Annotated in this window: 18 protein-coding genes and 1 tRNA gene; 11 read left to right on the top strand and 8 right to left on the bottom strand. The window is 55.4% G+C overall.

What is annotated here, in order from left to right; translation table 11 throughout:
• Positions 1 to 7: 7 nt before the first annotated feature.
• From ubiB to tatC, 6 genes are read left to right on the top strand one after another with little or no spacing between them, the layout of a single operon-like run.
• Entirely contained in the window at positions 8 to 1639 is a 1632-nt protein-coding gene (gene ubiB / locus HNR64_RS09240) for a ubiquinone biosynthesis regulatory protein kinase UbiB (RefSeq protein ID WP_204996207.1), read from the top strand.
• A 40-nt stretch (positions 1640 to 1679) separates the two neighbouring features.
• On the top strand, positions 1680 to 2081 hold the full coding sequence (gene hisI / locus HNR64_RS09235) for a phosphoribosyl-AMP cyclohydrolase (RefSeq protein ID WP_204996206.1): 402 nt from the start codon (positions 1680 to 1682) through the stop codon (positions 2079 to 2081).
• Positions 2071 to 2433: a phosphoribosyl-ATP diphosphatase gene (locus HNR64_RS09230; RefSeq protein ID WP_204996205.1), complete on the top strand. Its 363-nt coding sequence runs from the start codon at positions 2071 to 2073 to the stop codon at positions 2431 to 2433. Before hisI ends, HNR64_RS09230 begins: the two co-directional genes overlap by 11 nt.
• A 15-nt stretch (positions 2434 to 2448) precedes the next feature.
• Positions 2449 to 2688 (top strand): Sec-independent protein translocase subunit TatA, encoded by a 240-nt coding sequence (tatA, locus tag HNR64_RS09225; RefSeq protein ID WP_204996204.1) that lies wholly within the window; start codon positions 2449 to 2451, stop codon positions 2686 to 2688.
• A gap of 3 nt (positions 2689 to 2691) precedes the next feature.
• Positions 2692 to 3144: a Sec-independent protein translocase protein TatB gene (gene tatB, locus HNR64_RS09220; protein ID WP_204996203.1), complete on the top strand. Its 453-nt coding sequence runs from the start codon at positions 2692 to 2694 to the stop codon at positions 3142 to 3144.
• A complete protein-coding gene (tatC, locus tag HNR64_RS09215; protein ID WP_204996202.1) occupies positions 3141 to 3908 on the top strand; it encodes a twin-arginine translocase subunit TatC in 768 nt (255 codons plus the stop codon). Before tatB ends, tatC begins: the two co-directional genes overlap by 4 nt.
• 34 nt (positions 3909 to 3942) lie before the next feature.
• Here the strand turns inward: tatC and dnaB are convergent, their stop codons facing one another.
• The 7 genes from dnaB to rnr all read right to left on the bottom strand — a co-directional run bounded on the left by dnaB (position 3943) and on the right by rnr (position 10905).
• Positions 3943 to 5361, bottom strand: a complete 1419-nt coding sequence (gene dnaB, locus HNR64_RS09210) for a replicative DNA helicase (RefSeq protein WP_286837796.1) — start codon at positions 5359 to 5361, stop codon at positions 3943 to 3945.
• A gap of 150 nt (positions 5362 to 5511) precedes the next feature.
• Positions 5512 to 5958, bottom strand: a complete 447-nt coding sequence (rplI, locus tag HNR64_RS09205; protein ID WP_204996201.1) for a 50S ribosomal protein L9 — start codon at positions 5956 to 5958, stop codon at positions 5512 to 5514.
• Positions 5959 to 5996: 38 nt separating this feature from the next.
• The gene (locus HNR64_RS09200; RefSeq protein ID WP_204996200.1) at positions 5997 to 6812 is read right to left on the bottom strand and encodes a hypothetical protein; all 816 of its coding nucleotides are present in this window, start codon (positions 6810 to 6812) and stop codon (positions 5997 to 5999) included.
• Positions 6813 to 6851: 39 nt separating this feature from the next.
• Complete coding sequence (gene rpsR, locus HNR64_RS09195) at positions 6852 to 7079, bottom strand: 30S ribosomal protein S18 (protein WP_027874105.1); 228 nt, start codon at positions 7077 to 7079, stop codon at positions 6852 to 6854.
• Between the two features lie 26 nt (positions 7080 to 7105).
• Positions 7106 to 7549, bottom strand: coding sequence for a 30S ribosomal protein S6 (gene rpsF / locus HNR64_RS09190; protein WP_204996199.1), 444 nt, complete (start codon positions 7547 to 7549; stop codon positions 7106 to 7108).
• A 157-nt stretch (positions 7550 to 7706) separates the two neighbouring features.
• Entirely contained in the window at positions 7707 to 8438 is a 732-nt protein-coding gene (gene rlmB / locus HNR64_RS09185) for a 23S rRNA (guanosine(2251)-2'-O)-methyltransferase RlmB (RefSeq protein ID WP_204996198.1), read from the bottom strand.
• A gap of 55 nt (positions 8439 to 8493) precedes the next feature.
• On the bottom strand, positions 8494 to 10905 hold the full coding sequence (rnr, locus tag HNR64_RS09180) for a ribonuclease R (protein WP_204996197.1): 2412 nt from the start codon (positions 10903 to 10905) through the stop codon (positions 8494 to 8496).
• A 122-nt stretch (positions 10906 to 11027) separates the two neighbouring features.
• On the opposite strand from rnr, the gene HNR64_RS09175 reads away from it, so the two are divergent.
• The 5 genes from HNR64_RS09175 (at position 11028) to HNR64_RS09155 (ending at position 15169) form a co-directional block, all read left to right on the top strand.
• Positions 11028 to 11114: transfer RNA gene (locus HNR64_RS09175), tRNA-Leu, on the top strand.
• A 425-nt stretch (positions 11115 to 11539) separates the two neighbouring features.
• Positions 11540 to 11845, top strand: a complete 306-nt coding sequence (locus HNR64_RS09170; RefSeq protein WP_204996196.1) for a helix-turn-helix domain-containing protein — start codon at positions 11540 to 11542, stop codon at positions 11843 to 11845.
• Between the two features lie 19 nt (positions 11846 to 11864).
• Complete coding sequence (locus HNR64_RS09165) at positions 11865 to 12206, top strand: HipA N-terminal domain-containing protein (protein WP_204996195.1); 342 nt, start codon at positions 11865 to 11867, stop codon at positions 12204 to 12206.
• Between the two features lie 9 nt (positions 12207 to 12215).
• A complete protein-coding gene (locus HNR64_RS09160; RefSeq protein WP_204996194.1) occupies positions 12216 to 13244 on the top strand; it encodes a type II toxin-antitoxin system HipA family toxin in 1029 nt (342 codons plus the stop codon).
• A gap of 275 nt (positions 13245 to 13519) precedes the next feature.
• Positions 13520 to 15169: a hypothetical protein gene (locus tag HNR64_RS09155; RefSeq protein WP_204996193.1), complete on the top strand. Its 1650-nt coding sequence runs from the start codon at positions 13520 to 13522 to the stop codon at positions 15167 to 15169.
• A gap of 52 nt (positions 15170 to 15221) precedes the next feature.
• On the opposite strand, the gene HNR64_RS09150 is transcribed toward HNR64_RS09155, so the two are convergent.
• A complete protein-coding gene (locus tag HNR64_RS09150) occupies positions 15222 to 16334 on the bottom strand; it encodes a helix-turn-helix transcriptional regulator (RefSeq protein WP_204996192.1) in 1113 nt (370 codons plus the stop codon).
• Positions 16335 to 16516 lie beyond the last annotated feature (182 nt).

The following is a 16516-nucleotide window of genomic DNA, read 5'->3' as shown; positions in this document are numbered from 1 at the left end:
ATACCGAATGGGCCTGCGCCGGTTGCTTGCCATACTCATTATCGTCTGTCGCTATCGCATCGACTTGCTGCTTCCCCAGGACAAACTGCCACTGCGATTGCGCCTACTTCTGCGCTGTGGCCCCTGGCGCCTGTGCCCGGCACCGGCGTTGAGCCGAGGGCAGCGACTGCGCTTAGCCCTTGAGTCGCTGGGGCCGATTTTTATCAAATTCGGCCAACTGCTCTCTACCCGGCGGGACCTGCTGCCCGACGACATCGCCGAAGAACTCGCATTACTGCAAGACCGCGTACCGCCTTTTCCCAGCGACCAGGCGGTCGCCGTAATTGAAAAAGCGCTGGGCCAGAGCGTCGATGACGTGTTTGCCTCTTTCGATCGCAACGCGCTGGCCTCGGCCTCCATTGCCCAGGTGCACTGCGCAACGCTGAAGACGGGCGAGCAGGTCGTCGTTAAAGTCGTTCGCCCCGGCATTGAAACCACGATTGGCAAAGACATCCAGTTAATGCAGAGCATTGCTCGCATTGTCCGCCGCCACCTCCCCGATGGCCGCCGCCTTCGCCCCGAGGAGGTCGTTGAAGACTATCGTCACACCATCTACGACGAGCTGGACCTACAGCGCGAAGGCGCCAATACCTCGCAGCTGCGCCGCAATTTCGCCGCCTCAGATATTCTTTATGTGCCCGAGGTCTACTGGGACTATACCCGCCGCAACGTGCTGGTCATTGAGCGCATTCACGGCATCCCCGTTACCGATGTGGAGACCCTGAACGCACAGGGCACGGATATGAAGAAGCTCGCCGAGCGCGGCGTGGAAATTTTCTTCACCCAGGTTTTTCGCGACAGCTTTTTCCACGCGGACATGCACCCCGGCAATATTTTCGTTGCCGAAGGCCGCCCCCAGTCACCGCAGTACATCGCTATTGATTGCGCAATTATCGGCAGCCTGAGCGACTTCGATCAGTACTATTTAGCGCGCAACCTACTGGCGATCTTCCAGCGCAACTACCGCGAAGTCGCAGAGCTCCATGTCGAGTGCGGCTGGGTGCCTCCGCACACCAAAGTTCACGAATTTGAAGCAGCCATCCGCAGCGTCAGCGAACCGATTTTTGAAAAACCGTTGTCAGAAATTTCCTTCGGCCAGTTGCTAGTATACCTGTTTCAAACTGCTCGCCGCTTCGATATGGAAGTACAACCCTCGCTGGTGCTGTTGCAAAAGACCTTGCTGAATGTAGAGGGCCTGGGGCGCCAGCTGTATCCGCAGCTCGACCTGTGGGCAACCGCCATGCCTTTTTTGGAGCGCTGGATCCGCGACCGCTATTCGCCCCAGAGTATGCTGAAGCGCGTCGGCCACCGACTGCCCGGCTGGCTGGAGCAACTTCCGCAATTACCCGAGACGCTGCTTGAGCGCGGCCAACCGCCGCAGCAAGCGCAAAACGACGCACTGCGCCTGCAATTACAACAGGCGGAAAAACAGGCTGAGCAACGCGATAGGCGCGCGCGAAACCAACGACTGGGTATCGTCGCCCTGCTGGCCGCCGCATTGATCGCCAATCCGGAAATCAGCCTTGGCTTGCAGTCACTACCCACCGCGAGCCTCGCCTTGCTAGGCGCCGGTTTATATTTCTTAATTCGCTCGCGCTAATGTAAAGTAGGCGCACGCAGAAAACGAAGGCAGTATGTTTATGCAGCGGCAAGACAGTAAACAGTGGTTAGACCAGGTCAAATGGAATGACGCTGGCTTGGTCGCTGCCATTGCACAAGACGTGCACAGCGGTCGCGTGCTGATGATGGCATGGATGAATCGCGAAGCGCTTGAACTGACCGTGAGCGAGCAACGCGCCGTTTATTGGTCGCGCTCGCGCAACGCTTTGTGGCGCAAGGGTGAGAGTTCCGGCCATACACAAACGCTTCATGACATCGCGCTAGACTGCGACGGCGACGCAATTCTTATGCAGGTTGAACAAATAGGCGGCATCGCTTGCCATACAGGGCGCCAGAGCTGCTTCTATCGCAGCCTGAAAGAGGCGCAGTGGCAAACCCAGGAAGCGGTACTAAAGAACCCGGAAGAGATCTATGACAAGTAATTCTGATGCCGCGGATACATCGATACTCAGTGAGTTAGATGCGGTGCTCGCCGAGCGCAAAAACGCTGACGCCGACAGCTCGTATGTAGCCAGCCTGTACCACAAGGGGCTCAATAAAATTCTGGAAAAGGTCGGCGAAGAATCCGTGGAAACGATCATCGCCGCCAAGGATGCCGAGCACAGTGGCAACCATCAAGACGTAATCTATGAGACCGCAGACCTGTGGTTCCACACGATGGTTATGCTTCAACACTTGGGCATCGACCACAGCGATGTTTTACATGAACTTGCGCGGCGCTTTGGGCTTTCCGGCCATGATGAAAAAGCACAGCGCGGCAACAACAAACAATAAGTGAGGTAAGTAGCAATGGGACTTGGTGGTATTAGTATCTGGCAACTGTTGATCATTCTGGCAATTGTGGTGCTGTTGTTTGGTACCAAGAAGCTTAAAAATATCGGCAGCGACCTCGGCGGCGCCGTAAAAGGCTTTAAAGACAGCCTTGATGGCGAAGACGACAAGGCCAAAAACATTGAGCAAAAAGAGGCCGACGGCGAAGCAAACAGTGCTCAAGCCGAGCAAAGCGAACAAAAAAGCGAGTCAAAATAAACCATGTTTGACATCGGCTTTGCCGAACTGCTGCTGATCGCTGTACTCGGTCTGCTGGTATTAGGGCCCGAGCGCCTGCCAACCGCAGTGAGAACAATCAGCTTATGGCTAGGACGGCTGCGCAGAAGCTTTACCAGCATTCGCCAGGAAATCGAACGAGAGGTCGGCGCCGATGAAATCCGCCGGCAGCTCCACAATGAGTCGATAATGGCTTCGCTGGAAGACAGCAAACAATCCCTGCGAGACGGCCTTGAAAGTGCCGCCGACGACATCCGCTCTGTTGAGCGCTCGCTAAGCCGCGCCAATGCGAAGCAGGACGCCGAGGACGACACGCCCGAGCCCGCGCTGGACGAGCACTCCATTGCCCCGGAAGCGATAGAAGCCGGCCCCGTAGCAGCCCCCGACGCCAGTAATAACACCCCCACTAAAGAAAAAGGCAGCGACCCCGCGCCATGAGTATCGACGCTGACCAAGATCAAGGCCAACCCCTGATTGCCCACCTCACTGAACTGCGCGACCGCTTATTGCGAATCGTATTGGCAGTACTGATTTGCGCACTGGGGCTTATGCCCTTTTCCTCAGAGATCTATGCCTTCGTCTCGCAGCCATTGCAACAGTACCTGCCAGAAGGCAGCGGCATGATCGCCACCGAGGTTGCCTCCACCTTCCTCGCCCCATTTAAACTGGTACTTGTGTCGGCTGTCTGTCTGGCCATCCCGGTGATTCTTCACCAGATATGGGCCTTTATCTCCCCCGGCATGTATCGCCACGAAAAGCGTATTGCCGCGCCGCTGTTGTTTTCCAGCGTGCTGCTCTTCTATCTCGGGCTGGCCTTTGCCTATGTTGTGGTATTCCCACTGGTGTTTGGCTTTTTCAGCAGTATCACACCGGAGGGCGTGTCCTATACACCCGATATTTCTCGCTTTCTCGACACCGCGCTGAAGCTCTTTATGGCCTTCGGCATTGCCTTTGAAATCCCCATCGCCACGGTCTTACTGATTAGCGCCGGCGTAACCAGCGCTGAAAAGCTCGCAGCCAAGCGTGCGTACGTGGTGGTGGCCTGTTTTGTCGTGGGTATGCTGCTAACACCGCCAGACGTTATCTCGCAGATGCTACTGGCGCTGCCAATGTGGCTACTGTTTGAAGTGGGAATATTCTTTGGCCGTTTCATTCAGTCGCGGCCTGCGGCGAACGAGGAAGACCAGCGCCCGTCTCTATGAACGGAGACCGGCGCTGGCTCCGTGTCATCTGATATTAGTAACCGGGGTCGTCGTAATCGCCAAAGGCGAGATTTTCGAAGCGCGTAAATTTACCAATAAAGCTCAATCTCGCGGTTCCGATGGGGCCGTTACGCTGCTTGCCGATAATAATTTCCGCAACGCCTTTATCTTGCGTTTCTTCGTTGTAGACCTCATCACGATAGATAAACATGATGACGTCGGCATCCTGCTCGATCGCACCGGATTCCCGCAAGTCGGAATTCACCGGGCGCTTATTGGGCCGCTGCTCCAGTGCCCGGTTAAGCTGTGACAGCGCGATGACCGGGCAGTCGAATTCTTTTGCTATCCCCTTGAGCGAGCGTGATATTTCGGAGATTTCCGCAGTTCGCCCCTCGCTTCCCTTGCCAGCCACCTGCATCAGCTGCAGGTAATCAAGCATGATCATGCCGATACTGCCATGCTCGCGGAGCACTTTGCGCGCCCGTGAGCGCACCTCGGTGGGGGTCAATGCGGCGGTATCATCGATAAACAGCGGCCGATCTTTCAACTTACTTACCGCTGCGCTCAGCTTCGGCCAATCTTCCTCTTCCAGTTTGCCGCTGCGCACCCGACCCTGGTCGATCTTACCCACTGACGACAACATCCTCATCATTAGCTGGCTGGCTGGCATTTCCATACTGAACACCAGTACCGGTTGCTCGTATCGCAACAGGACGTTTTCCACCAGGTTCATGGCGAACGTCGTCTTACCCATCGATGGTCGCGCAGCGACGATGACCAGGTCCGACTTCTGCAAGCCAGAGGTCATCTCATCGAGTTTTTCAAAGCCTGTGCTTAAACCGGTAATGGCATCGTCGTTGTTGAACAGCTCGTCAATTTTATCAACGGCTTCCTTCAACAGCGGATTGATCGGCTCCAGACCGCCCGCTTTCGGGCGCTCCTCAGCGATCTGCATAATGCGACGCTCGGCCTCGTCCAGCACCTCGTCGCTGCTTCGCCCCTCAGGGTTAAAGCTCGTATCGGCAATGGAGTTGGCCGCAGAGATCAGCGAGCGAAAGATCGAACGCTCGCGCACGGCTTGCGCGTAGGCACGAATATTCGCAACCGACGGCGTTCCGGTGGCGATTTCGGCAAGGTAGGCGGTGCCACCCACCTCTTTGAGCTGCCCGTTGCGCGCCAGGGTTTCCGCCAAGGTGACAACATCAATCGGCTGCTCTTGCTCGACCAGCTGACTCATACAGGCGTAAATCAGACGGTGCTCGGGGCGAAAGAAATCGCCCTCGCCAACCATATCGGCAACCGAGTCCCAAGCTTCACCGGCAATCATTAAGCCGCCCAGCACCGATTGCTCCGCTTCCAGAGAGTGCGGAGGCAATTTCAATTTCGCGAAGTCACCGTCATCAAATTCCGGCGGCGATTCAGATTCTGGATAGGCGTCAGCTTGCACAGCCACACTCACTGCTCAGGTTGGTTGGCCATTGTGGCAAAAAAAAAACGCGCCGACCAGCAAGGCCACGCGCGCTTTTTTCACCGCACCCCATTAACAGGACACAGCATTGCGGGCAGTGCTCACCGCCCGCTGCTACCATTGATTGGCGAGTTATTACTCAGCAACAACCGTTACGGCAACGTTTTGAATCACATCACTGTGAACCTGGATAGCGATTTCGTAGCTACCAATCTCACGGATGGGACCTTCAGGCATACGCACTTCACTTTTGCTTACTTCAACGCCAGCAGCAGTGATCGCCTCAGCCAAATCGCGAGTACCGATAGAGCCGAACAGTTTGCCGCCCTCGCCCGCATTCGCTTCGATGTTAACAGCCACTTCAGCCAGTTTCGCTGCGCGTGCTTCAGCTTCTGCACGCTTTTCAGCAGCAGCGGCTTCCAGCTCGGCGCGGCGCGCTTCGAATGTCGCTACATTGTCTTCGGTGGCAGGAACTGCTTTACCGAAGGGAATCAGGAAATTACGGCCGTAACCGGATTTCACATTTACCTGGTCGCCCAGGTCACCCAACTTGCCAATTTTCTCAAGCAGAATCACTTGCATGGTTCTAACCCTCTTCTGCGCGTCTGTCTCGAGGCCTATTAGGCCGTCGGCAAACGCCGTCTGATATCAATCCAACTATCTACAATCGCTGCCAAAATCAGCACCGCCCACAGCGGGCCTAACAACAACAGCGCGATATAAAACACCACTAGCCATACACGCCCTAAGGCAAGACGACCCACCACCCCGTGCACCAGTGACAGCCCCGCAGCAATCAGTGGCAGCAAACACATAACGCCCCAGAAGCGGTACACTTCGCCCAGTTGGCTCACCAGTAGCATCACTGCCACGAACACAACGGTCAGTACCGCTGGCAGGCGCAAAGACCACATCTCTTCGCGAAACCCACCCGGGTTGTACAAAAGTGCTTGCCACCAGCGCGCCAGCATAAGCGCTAACACGCTCCACAACACTGTGCTGCCGCCAATCACTGCCGCAATATCGCCGGTCAGTATCTGGGGCAACGCATTGCTGGACTGCGCTTGAAGCTGATCCAACATCGGCTGCACGGTAGCCAAAATTCCCGCCAGGTATTCCTGTGCCCCGTGATACAGGGCAAAGGCGCTGAGCATTCCACCCAGCACAGCACTGGCAAGTGCTAAAGGCCAGGATCGACTGCTACGCAGTACTTCGGCTGCTGCGGCTGTAGTTAACAGCATGCAAAGCGGGCCGACATCCTGGCCGTATAACGCAACGGCGATGGCCGGTAAAAGCGCCCAAAATACAACAAAGGCGCCCTCGGTCATTCCCTTTCTCAGGGTAACCAAGGCAGCGGCTGAGGCCCCTACCCAGGCAAACATCAAACTGCCTATCCCCAGACCGGCAACTGCCACCGCCTGGAGGCGCCCTTTCATAATAAATTCTGCAAGGGGGCGCATGACTATCCGCTCAGCTTATTTATGGCTGTCGGTGTAAGGCAGCAGAGCCAGAAAACGCGCGCGTTTAATCGCGGTAGACAGCTGGCGCTGGTACTTGGCGTTGGTTCCAGTAATACGGCTGGGAACAATCTTGCCAGTTTCTGAAACATAGGCTTTCAAAGTGTCCAGATCTTTGTAGTCGATCTGCTTAACACCTTCCGCGGTGAAGCGGCAAAACTTACGACGACGGAAAAAACGTGCCATCTTTTAAATCCTCACTCTGTCCGCAATTATTCAGCGTTCTGCTCAGCAGCCGGAGCGGCTTCTGATGCTTCTTCACGCTTCTCGGTAGGCTGCTCGCTGTCACGGCGCTCGCTGCGCTGTTCACTGCGGCTGCGACGCTCACGGCTTTCTTTTTCCGCCTTCATGATCGGAGATTCTTCAGTAACCGCTTCATCCTGACGGATGATGAGGTTACGCAGAACAGCGTCGTTGTAGCGGAAGTTTGTGGTCAGCTCGTCGATCGCATCAGCGCTTGCTTCAGCATTGATCAGCACGTAGTGAGCCTTGTGGATTTTGTTGATGGGGTAAGCCAGTTGACGGCGGCCCCAGTCTTCCAAGCGGTGAACTTTACCGCCGTCTTTTTCGATAGCCTGGGTATAACGCTCGACCATACCAGGTACCTGCTCGCTCTGATCCGGGTGGACCAGGAACACGATTTCGTAGTGACGCATTGTATGCTCCTTACGGGTTAAGCCACCCTTTATGGTGTGGCAAGGAGGGCAAACCAGCCGCTATGGGCGAGCTTACCGTTAAAACAAGAGCGCGAATTCTAGGCAAGCACCCTGACAGATGCAAGCAATTCGTGCATTTTTTAATCAAATTCGGGTATTAAAGACGCTGGCGCACCGCTTCAAACAAGCACACCCCGGTGGCAACCGATACATTGAGACTGCTGACCTCCCCGGCCATTGGCAGGTGCGCTAAGTAATCACACTGCTCTCGGGTTAGGCGCCGCATACCTGCCCCTTCGGCGCCCATCACCAGCGCAACAGGCCCCGCCAGGTCACATTCATACAGCGACTGCGACGCCTCTCCCGCCAAGCCAATAATCCACACCCCCGCCTCTTGGAGTTGGCGCAGGCTGCGCGCCAGGTTGGTTACCTGCACAAATGGCACTGCTTCGGCAGCCCCGCAGGCCACCTTGCGTACGGTCGCGTTTAAGCTCGCAGAATTATCCTTGGGCGCGATCACTACCGTGGCCCCCGCCGCATCGGCGCTGCGCAAGCAAGCGCCGAGATTATGGGGGTCAGTCACGCCGTCAAGGACCAATACCAAAGCGCGCTTGCCCGCTTCAGCAACCAGCTCGGGCAAGCGCTTTTCATGGGTTTGCGTCGGCGCTTTGGCACTGGCAACCACCCCCTGATGCCGTCCGTCGACGAGCTCATCCAGCACCTTTCGAGAACATTCATGCAGAGTAATGCCATGTCGCTGCGCCAGCTCAAGCACGGTATGTAGTCGCTTGTCTCGACGCCCCTCCAGCACCCACATTTCACGAATACTTTCCGGGCGGCGTTGCAGCGCAGTGGTAACGGCGTGCAAGCCAAAAATCTGCTCTTTCACTCTTTAACCTTTTGTAAGCATCCCGTATTCCTCACGGGCGGGGTTCATCACTGCGTTAGCGGCGGCGCTTCTTACTGGCCACTCCCTTTTTGGCAGAGCTGTTCTTTGCGCCCGACTTCTTGCCAGCAGCACCGCGCTTTGCCTTAGGGGCTTTACCGGGCTTGGACTTTGGCACCTGTCCCTTGGCAAGCGCTTCGCGCAGCGACGGTTTACGGCGGCGCTTGGTCTCGCCTTGCACCAAGCCGAGATCGACCTTGCGCTCGTCTAGGTCGACACTGAGCACCTGCACTTTTAGCGAATCACCCAACTGGTATACCCGGCGACTGCGCTCACCCACCAAGCGCTGATGGGCCGGGTCAAACTGATAGTAGTCCTGTGGCAGCGCTGAAATATGCACCAGCCCTTCTATGTAGAGGTCCTGCAGCTCAACAAACAAACCAAAGCCCGTCACCGCAGCGATCATGCCGTCGAATTCACTGCCCACATGCTCCTGCAGGAATTCGCATTTCAAAAACGCCATTACATCGCGGCTGGCATCATCGGCGCGACGCTCGGCCATCGAGCAGTGCTCACCCAGACCCAGCAGCGCCGCCATATCATAGGGATAGATCTTTTCGCGCGGCAGATCAGGTGCGCCTTTCACAGGCCGGAAGCATTTGGGGGCTTTCCCGCCACCGTTGCGCAACAAATACCGCAGCGCCCGATGAACCATCAAATCCGGGTAGCGCCGTATCGGCGAGGTAAAGTGGGTGTAGCCGGTGTAGTTCAAGCCAAAGTGGCCATCGTTGTCCGGCTGATACACGGCTTGGCTCAGCGAGCGCAACATCATCGTTTGAATCATCTGGCCGTCGGGCCGGTCTTTCAAACTCGCCAATAATTTTTGGTAATCGGTGGGCGAGGGGTCGTCGCCACCTTTTAACCCCAGCCCGATCTCCGCCAAAAACTCTCGCAAGTTACTCAGCTTTTGCTCGGATGGGCCATTGTGCACGCGGAACAGCGCTTCAAGCCCTGACTTTTCCAGCGTTTTTGCCGTCGCCACATTGGCGATCAGCATGCACTCCTCAATCATTCGGTGAGCATCGTGGCGGTGTACGGGCACGATCGCATCGATACGTTTCTCGTCGTCAAAGACGATGCGTGTCTCAACCGTTTCAAAGTCGATAGCACCACGCTTAGAGCGCGCCTCACGCAGCGCTGTGTACAAATTGTGAAGCTCGCTTAACTGAGGAAGCAGGTCGCGGTGTTTGCCGGTGTCTTTAGCGGGGTCAGCGCCTTCCACGCCGAGCATGGCGCCCACTTCGTTGTATGTGAGGCGGGCATGTGAACGCATTACCGCCTCATAAAACTGGTAACCACTCAGCCGCCCCCGCGCACTGATGGTCATTTCACACACCATGCACAGGCGGTCGACATCCGGGTTTAGCGAGCACAGGCCATTGGACAGTGCCTCCGGCAGCATCGGCACCACTCGATCGGGAAAATACACTGAGGTCCCGCGGCGCTGGGCCTCTTCATCCAGCGCGGAGCCCAGCGTCACATAGTGCGAGACATCGGCAATGGCCACCCACAGCCGCCAACCACCGAAACGCTTTTTCTCACAGTAGACGGCATCGTCGAAATCCCGCGCGTCTTCGCCATCAATCGTCACTAGCGGCAGCTTGCGCAAGTCGACGCGGCGCGTCTTATCCACCTCCGCGGGCGCAGTACCAAACTGCCGAGCCTGCTCCTCTACCGCCTCGGGCCACTCGAAGGGGATTTCATGGCTGCGCAGTGCCAGCTCGGTGGCAACGCCCACTGTCGCTCGGTCACCCAGCACGTCTACTATTTTGCCCCGCGCCTGCTGGCGCAGCCCGGGCTGACGTGTGATCGACACCATCACAAAGTCATTTTCGCTGGCACCCGCCGTATCATCATCCTCAAGCGCGACCCAATTTTGGATTCGACTATTATCCGGCACCACAACCCAGCGGCCGCGGTGATCAACCAGCTTACCCACTAATTGCTGGGTATTGCGCTCAAGCACATCGACAATAATGCCTTCCCGCCGCCCACGGTGATCACTGCCCGTAACCTCTACTGCAACCGTGTCACCGTCAAAGACCTGCTGCATCTGCCGGCTGTGCAGGTATACATCCTCTTCATCGTCGACCAGTACAAAACCGTAGCCGTCGCGATGCCCCTGCACGCGCCCTTTAATCGCGTCACCCACAACAGGTGCCATCAGCTTACCGCGGCGGCCCTCAATCAACTGGCCGTCACGCAACATCGCCTTGATGCGGCGTCGCAAGCCCTCCTCCAGCTCCTCCCCGACAACATCAAGACGCTTGCGCAGCGCCGCTGCCGTCATACCCTGCTCTGAAGACCTCAACTGGTCGAGGATGTACTCGCGGCTAGGTACAGGATTTTCATAGCGCTCGGCTTCACGAGCGGCATGGGGGTCGTTATGTTGCTTGCGGCCTTTAGGCATGCAGTGGCAGTTCCTCTTGAATAGCTAGAAAATTTGCGCCTAGTGTAACGCAAAGCGTTGACAAAAAAGCGCGATATCAGTAAATTGCGCGCCTCGGCAGCAATTGCCTCGTTTTACCCCCTGCCCAGGTGGTGAAATTGGTAGACACGCTAGCTTCAGGTGCTAGTGGCCTCACGGCCGTGGAGGTTCAAGTCCTCTCCTGGGCACCATATTCTGAAAAGGCCCTAACTTTCAAAGAGTTAGGGCCTTTTTTATTTTCTGATGTATAGCACTGAATTGCATAAACTGTGTAGCAGTTTTCAAGTCTGAAAACTCACTAACCTTGGCACATCAAGCCCCTTAAATCCTACCCCCAGCACGCAGCGTAAGCGTCAGCCCAGGCAACCCAACACTCCTATAGTTAATGTAGGGCTAACATCCTGAATACTGGCCCCCTCAATGCCAGACACCCTTCCCACAGCCATCTATTGAGATGCTGCATCCCTAAGCACAAGAGCCTAGCAGCAGTATAGATACATAAAAACACACAAAATACAGAAAAAATATCTTATTAATCGTAAAAGCATATCTAAAAATATAAAAAATATGCTTTAATGAATAAATATTAGAAAAACCCCAAAAATGACACACAAAAATGAACTTATCAGAAAGCAAGACCGACATCGACGAACTGCTCAACACCTTGCACCAGCAGGTAACGGAGCTGCAGAGAACCGCATCTATAGCCAAACAAACTCAAAACCTTTCTCCTATAGAAAAAGCCGGTCAGCGCATTCGTGCTGAGCGAAAAAAGCAGGGGCTCACCCTGAATGAGCTTTGCGATTTGTCGAACATCGCCTATGTCACCCTAGTGAAAATTGAAAAGGGCACAGCCAATATTCGGCTGGAAAGCCTAATGAGCGTCGCCAATGCACTGGGCATGAAACTATGGATAGGCTAATCACATCAGGTGAACAATGATGAGCAAGCGCGTAGCGCAGGTTTTCTACAACGGGCGACTGGCGGGCACCCTGTCTGAGACCGAGCCGGGCTTTCGCTTCCAGTACGACCACAATTATCTGGCAGGCGGCACCCCCATCAGCTTTAACCTTCCGTTACAGGAGGACGCCTTTGACAGCTCTCAGCTACATGGTTTTTTTGAAAACCTGGTCTCTGAGGGCTGGCTGCGAAAGCTGCAGACACAGGAACAGAGAATTGATGAGTCCGACCGGTTTGGCTTGCTGCTGGCTAACGGGCGCGACTTAGTTGGTGCCGTTACAATACAGCCAGCTGCTCAGACACAAAGCAAAGCCAGAGAGTGAAGGAACAGCATGACCCAATATTGCAAAATCAGTTTGAAACCCTTGAGCGCGAGGGAGACTGAAGCAGGTTACAAGGCTGCTGCGCTGAGAAACCTCCTGGGCAGCACCAAGGTAAGCCCTCACTTACCATTTAGCCGAAGCGAGTTCTTCCAAAACAGCCGCCAACACAGCCGAGGCATCTCCATTTCTGGGGTACAGCAAAAGCTGTCCCTCAAGATCAATGAAGAACGGCAGCTGGCACCCACATCCGGGGGTGGCGAATACATCCTCAAACCCAGCCCGGAAACCTACCCCAACGCCGCCGAGAACGAACATGCGGCCATGCGCCTCAGTGAGCTACTGGGCATCGAAACTGCTCAGTGCGGATTGGTGGACTTTGCAGACGGCGAACTGGCCTACATTACCAAGCGTTTTGACCGCATTACCGAAAAAAAGGGCGGGGGTGGCAAAGTCCACCAGGAAGACCTGTTGCAGTGCTTCAATATGCCTAGCGAGGGCAAATACAGTAAAACCTACGAAGAAGCAGGCAAACTGATTCAGGAAGTCAGCGGGGGCAAGCAGGCTGTCGTATTGGATTTCGTGCGCCGGGTAATCTTTGCCTACTTGATAGGAAACGACGACCTGCACCTCAAAAACTTCAGTGTGCAGCGTCTGCCCGACAATACCGGGCTCTACTACAACAAACTCACCCCTAACTACGACTGCCTGTTTTGCGAAGCCTTCAATACTGACGGCAATGAGAGAGGACTGGGACAACTGGCACTGGGTTTACTGCTTGATCCAGAGGAAGGCGACGAGCAATTTTCAGATGCCCAGCAACACTACGGCTACTACACCGGCATTGATTTCATTGAATTGGCTGCCCGACTGGGAATCCCCGAAAAGCCTATACAGAAATTCATCGACCAACTGCATCGTAACCAAAGCAATATGCTGAACTTGATTCAACACAGCTTCATGCCCGAACAGATGAAAAAACGAGCATCAAAACTACTAGAGAGCCGACTTAGAGCGCTAAGCATCATTTCTTTCAAATAGCCTGAGCCACAAATGTGGACTACCCCGGGTTTTCATGGCACGCCTGACCCTCATTTTGAGACTGCTTCAAAGGCCTCGGGGCAGTCCACCCCACCATTTCACTTACGCCCTCCCCCCCAAACAGGCAAACAATAAGACGCGCTCCCGGTAATTATAGAAATATTGCCGATTTCCGCCGCTACCCAGTAACGCATACCCAATTTGGGAGATGAGCTGTACCTGGCTCTATGGTCCTCTAGCGACTTTAGACATTCGGTACAAAAATCGGAGATACCATGAAATCAGCTCATTGGGGGCCGCTCGCCCTAGCCTTTACACTCACCGCCTGTGGTGGCGGTGGCTCCTCGTCTGGCGGAAGCAATAGTTCCGAGCCGGAGGTCCAGCGAGGCATTTTTACCGACAGCGCCGTTGCCGGCATCCGCTACCAAAGCGCGCCCAGCGGCCAATCAGGCAGCACGACTGAGCTGGGTGAGTACGAATTTGTTGAGGGCGATAGCGTCACCTTCAGTATTGGTGGAATCACACTGCCAGAGGTTCCCGCCAGCGGCCGAGTCACCCCAGCCGACATGGACGGCGGCACGCCCAACCAGGTCACCAATATTCTGCGCTTACTGCAGTCACTGGACGATGACGGCAATCCTGACAATGGCATTACCATTGACGGCGAGATTCACGGCCTTCTTGCCGATGCACAGCTCAATCTCGGCTTGCCGCAACCAGAGTTTGAAACGCAATTCGATACCGAAATTGCGACCCCCACCGGCAAAAGCTTAGTCAGCGCGGACAAGGCCGAAGCCCATTTTGGCCGTTCACAACAGGCCGACCTGCGCGGCAGCTGGTTATTTGTCGAGCCGGCGGGCGAGAGCAGTAACGGTAAAGGGCCAAATGGCGAAGAAGTCAGCGTACTGACTTTCCTGAGCGGGAATCGCTACATTGTCAGCCACAAATACGGCAACGATGATCAGGGTACCGCCACCGCAGAATGGGGCTACTACGAGTGGAACCCTAGCGATGGCGTAATCACGTTCAGCGCCCAGGCTCAGTCCAACACCGATGGCGGTTTCTGTGAAACGCTGGGCGAAGGCTGCGGCCAGGAAACGGTTCGCTTAGTTAACGATGAGCTACATTTTGGTAGCGAGGCCGATGCCGCCGCAGCATTTAAAAGCGTCAAAAGCAGCAGCAATGCTTTTGTAGGTAGCTGGCTGATTGAAGATCAGGCTGACGAATTCCACGTTCTTACGGTACTTGAGGATGGCAGCTACAACGTAGCCCACAGCTATCGCGACGAGGGTGACGCCTCCCTCCCCGCTGACGCACCTACCTCAGAATGGGGAAATTACAGCATTGATGGCAAACAGTTCAGCGTGACTGACATCGTTTCAGAAACCGACGGAGACGGCGGCTTATCCGACGGTGACGATGTATGCACCACCACTAAATGGGGCGATTTCAACTGCGAAAGCGACGCCGAGGATGCATTCAGCTTCATGCGCGTGGGCCGCTTCACGGTAAAATTGCGGGTAGAAGATGACAACGGCAGCGCCATCTATAGAAAAACCGCTACCGTTGAACGCAGCGCAGAGCGCCTGTTTGTCGAGAACCAGAGCAAAGCCTTTACATACGCCTTCCCAGATGAGGCCGATAAAATTTCGGTCAGGCTCTACGAAAACGGCTCAGGCAGGGTGGATTTTGGCCCCGATGAGTCAAGCACGATCGAACACAGCTGGAAGGTCAATGCGGCGGGCAGCCTCGATTACTACGAAACCATGGACGACGACTCAACAGGCTATTGGCTCTTTGCGCCGATCAAAGACAGCCGCGGACGTGACATGGCGCTGATTAGCTTTTCGCATAAGGACGGCACCACCTCCCATGAAAGTGCCTTTTTTATCAGCGAGCTGGTCGGAGAGGTCGTTGCAAAATAAGCTCAATCTCCTGCGGGCATAAACTGCCCGCAGACACCCATTGCAACAGGCGCTATCGCAATAGCGCCGCCAAAATACTGCTCACCAACTCTCCCTGCCGGGTGCATGCCGTCTTCTGAAAAACCTGCTTTAACTGGTAACGCACAGTGCTTATCTTGCGCCCCAAGTGGTCGGCAATCGCCTGCAAATCCATGCCCGCTACCAAGTGCTCGCACACCTGTGACTCCGCCACCGTAAGTTCAAAATAGCCGGCAATTTGCTCGGCATTTGGCAACTGCCGGTGACCGGGCTCATAAATGGTAAGCAGCGCTCCGCCCGCCAATAACTCGCTGCTCTCTATCGGCCGCAATACAAATATCAGCGGCTGGCGACCGGCACGTTTTAAGAATAAGGTCTCGGTGTAATGCCCCTCGCGACCAATACTGGCGCGCACAACCTGTGTCGAGGCGAGAAAAAACGCGGACTGCAGCGCCGTCTCTGAAAAACTCAGGCGCTCATCGCGTATCGCCAGACTGCGCTCGCGATCAAGCAATGCTCGCGCGGCCTTATTGGAGTGCAACACCGTGGAATAGCTGTCCAGCACTAACGTCGCATCGGGCAATACATCGATAACCGCAGCCAGCGATGACGACGCGTCGCTACGCGATGCTAACTGCCGATTGAGGCCCACAGCCTGACGAATATAAGGAGCAAGTCGGTTCAGAGCGCCAATTTCATGCGGCTGAAATGCACCCTGTCCCACAGTTCTTTGAATTGTCAGCAGCACACATTCATCCGCCGAGCTTTCAACAACCAGCCAAGCGGCATCGAGCATGCCCTGCTCTTCTTCCCAGCGCACAGAGCCCTCATCGGGGTTGGTCTCTTCGACATAGGTAAGCGCGGTCTGAAAAGCGCCTGGCGCCTGACGAATTGCCGTATTGATGACGATATCCACGGCAATCATGTCGCTGCCTATGTACCACTGCAACAACTCCTCAGAAAGACCGTAGTACCAAACATTCTCCACCCGCAGAGGGGTGCGGCGGATCACCAAAAGCTCAGCGGCTTCACCACCAATAGACAGCGTCAACGTCTCGAGAAAGTGATGAAAACCCGCCGGATCAATCAGGGCACCGTAAAGGTGCTGAATCAACGCTGGCTCGTTGCTTAATGGTAGTGATTGCATCCCAAGTACTTACGTAATGCCTGCTATAGCGTCCCGTCATCAGACCTGCCAGCTCATCCATGACGCTTGGGTCGATACCATATTGAACAGTTGCTGCCCCCACTCATCCACCGTGGGCAACGGCAACATGCCGCCGGATTATAGGCATGTGCCACTATGCTTGTCGCTGGCTTAGCGAGCCA

Origin of the sequence: Spongiibacter marinus, assembly GCF_016906995.1 — a bacterium.
GTDB lineage: Bacteria > Pseudomonadota > Gammaproteobacteria > Pseudomonadales > Spongiibacteraceae > Spongiibacter > Spongiibacter marinus.
This window is presented reverse-complemented; position numbering and strand designations above follow the sequence as displayed.

Bases quoted from the DNA above. Each gene is read 5' to 3' on its own strand.
- ubiB (WP_204996207.1), top strand. From the start codon at position 8: ATGGGCCTGCGCCGGTTGCTTGCCATACTCATTATCGTCTGTCGCTAT.
- hisI (WP_204996206.1), top strand. From the start codon at position 1,680: ATGCAGCGGCAAGACAGTAAACAGTGGTTAGACCAGGTCAAATGGAAT.
- HNR64_RS09230 (WP_204996205.1), top strand. From the start codon at position 2,071: ATGACAAGTAATTCTGATGCCGCGGATACATCGATACTCAGTGAGTTA.
- tatA (WP_204996204.1), top strand. From the start codon at position 2,449: ATGGGACTTGGTGGTATTAGTATCTGGCAACTGTTGATCATTCTGGCA.
- tatB (WP_204996203.1), top strand. From the start codon at position 2,692: ATGTTTGACATCGGCTTTGCCGAACTGCTGCTGATCGCTGTACTCGGT.
- tatC (WP_204996202.1), top strand. From the start codon at position 3,141: ATGAGTATCGACGCTGACCAAGATCAAGGCCAACCCCTGATTGCCCAC.
- rplI (WP_204996201.1), bottom strand. From the start codon at position 5,958: ATGCAAGTGATTCTGCTTGAGAAAATTGGCAAGTTGGGTGACCTGGGC.
- HNR64_RS09200 (WP_204996200.1), bottom strand. From the start codon at position 6,812: ATGAAAGGGCGCCTCCAGGCGGTGGCAGTTGCCGGTCTGGGGATAGGC.
- rpsR (WP_027874105.1), bottom strand. From the start codon at position 7,079: ATGGCACGTTTTTTCCGTCGTCGTAAGTTTTGCCGCTTCACCGCGGAA.
- rpsF (WP_204996199.1), bottom strand. From the start codon at position 7,549: ATGCGTCACTACGAAATCGTGTTCCTGGTCCACCCGGATCAGAGCGAG.
- rnr (WP_204996197.1), bottom strand. From the start codon at position 10,905: ATGCCTAAAGGCCGCAAGCAACATAACGACCCCCATGCCGCTCGTGAA.
- HNR64_RS09170 (WP_204996196.1), top strand. From the start codon at position 11,540: ATGAACTTATCAGAAAGCAAGACCGACATCGACGAACTGCTCAACACC.
- HNR64_RS09165 (WP_204996195.1), top strand. From the start codon at position 11,865: ATGAGCAAGCGCGTAGCGCAGGTTTTCTACAACGGGCGACTGGCGGGC.
- HNR64_RS09160 (WP_204996194.1), top strand. From the start codon at position 12,216: ATGACCCAATATTGCAAAATCAGTTTGAAACCCTTGAGCGCGAGGGAG.
- HNR64_RS09155 (WP_204996193.1), top strand. From the start codon at position 13,520: ATGAAATCAGCTCATTGGGGGCCGCTCGCCCTAGCCTTTACACTCACC.
- HNR64_RS09150 (WP_204996192.1), bottom strand. From the start codon at position 16,334: ATGCAATCACTACCATTAAGCAACGAGCCAGCGTTGATTCAGCACCTT.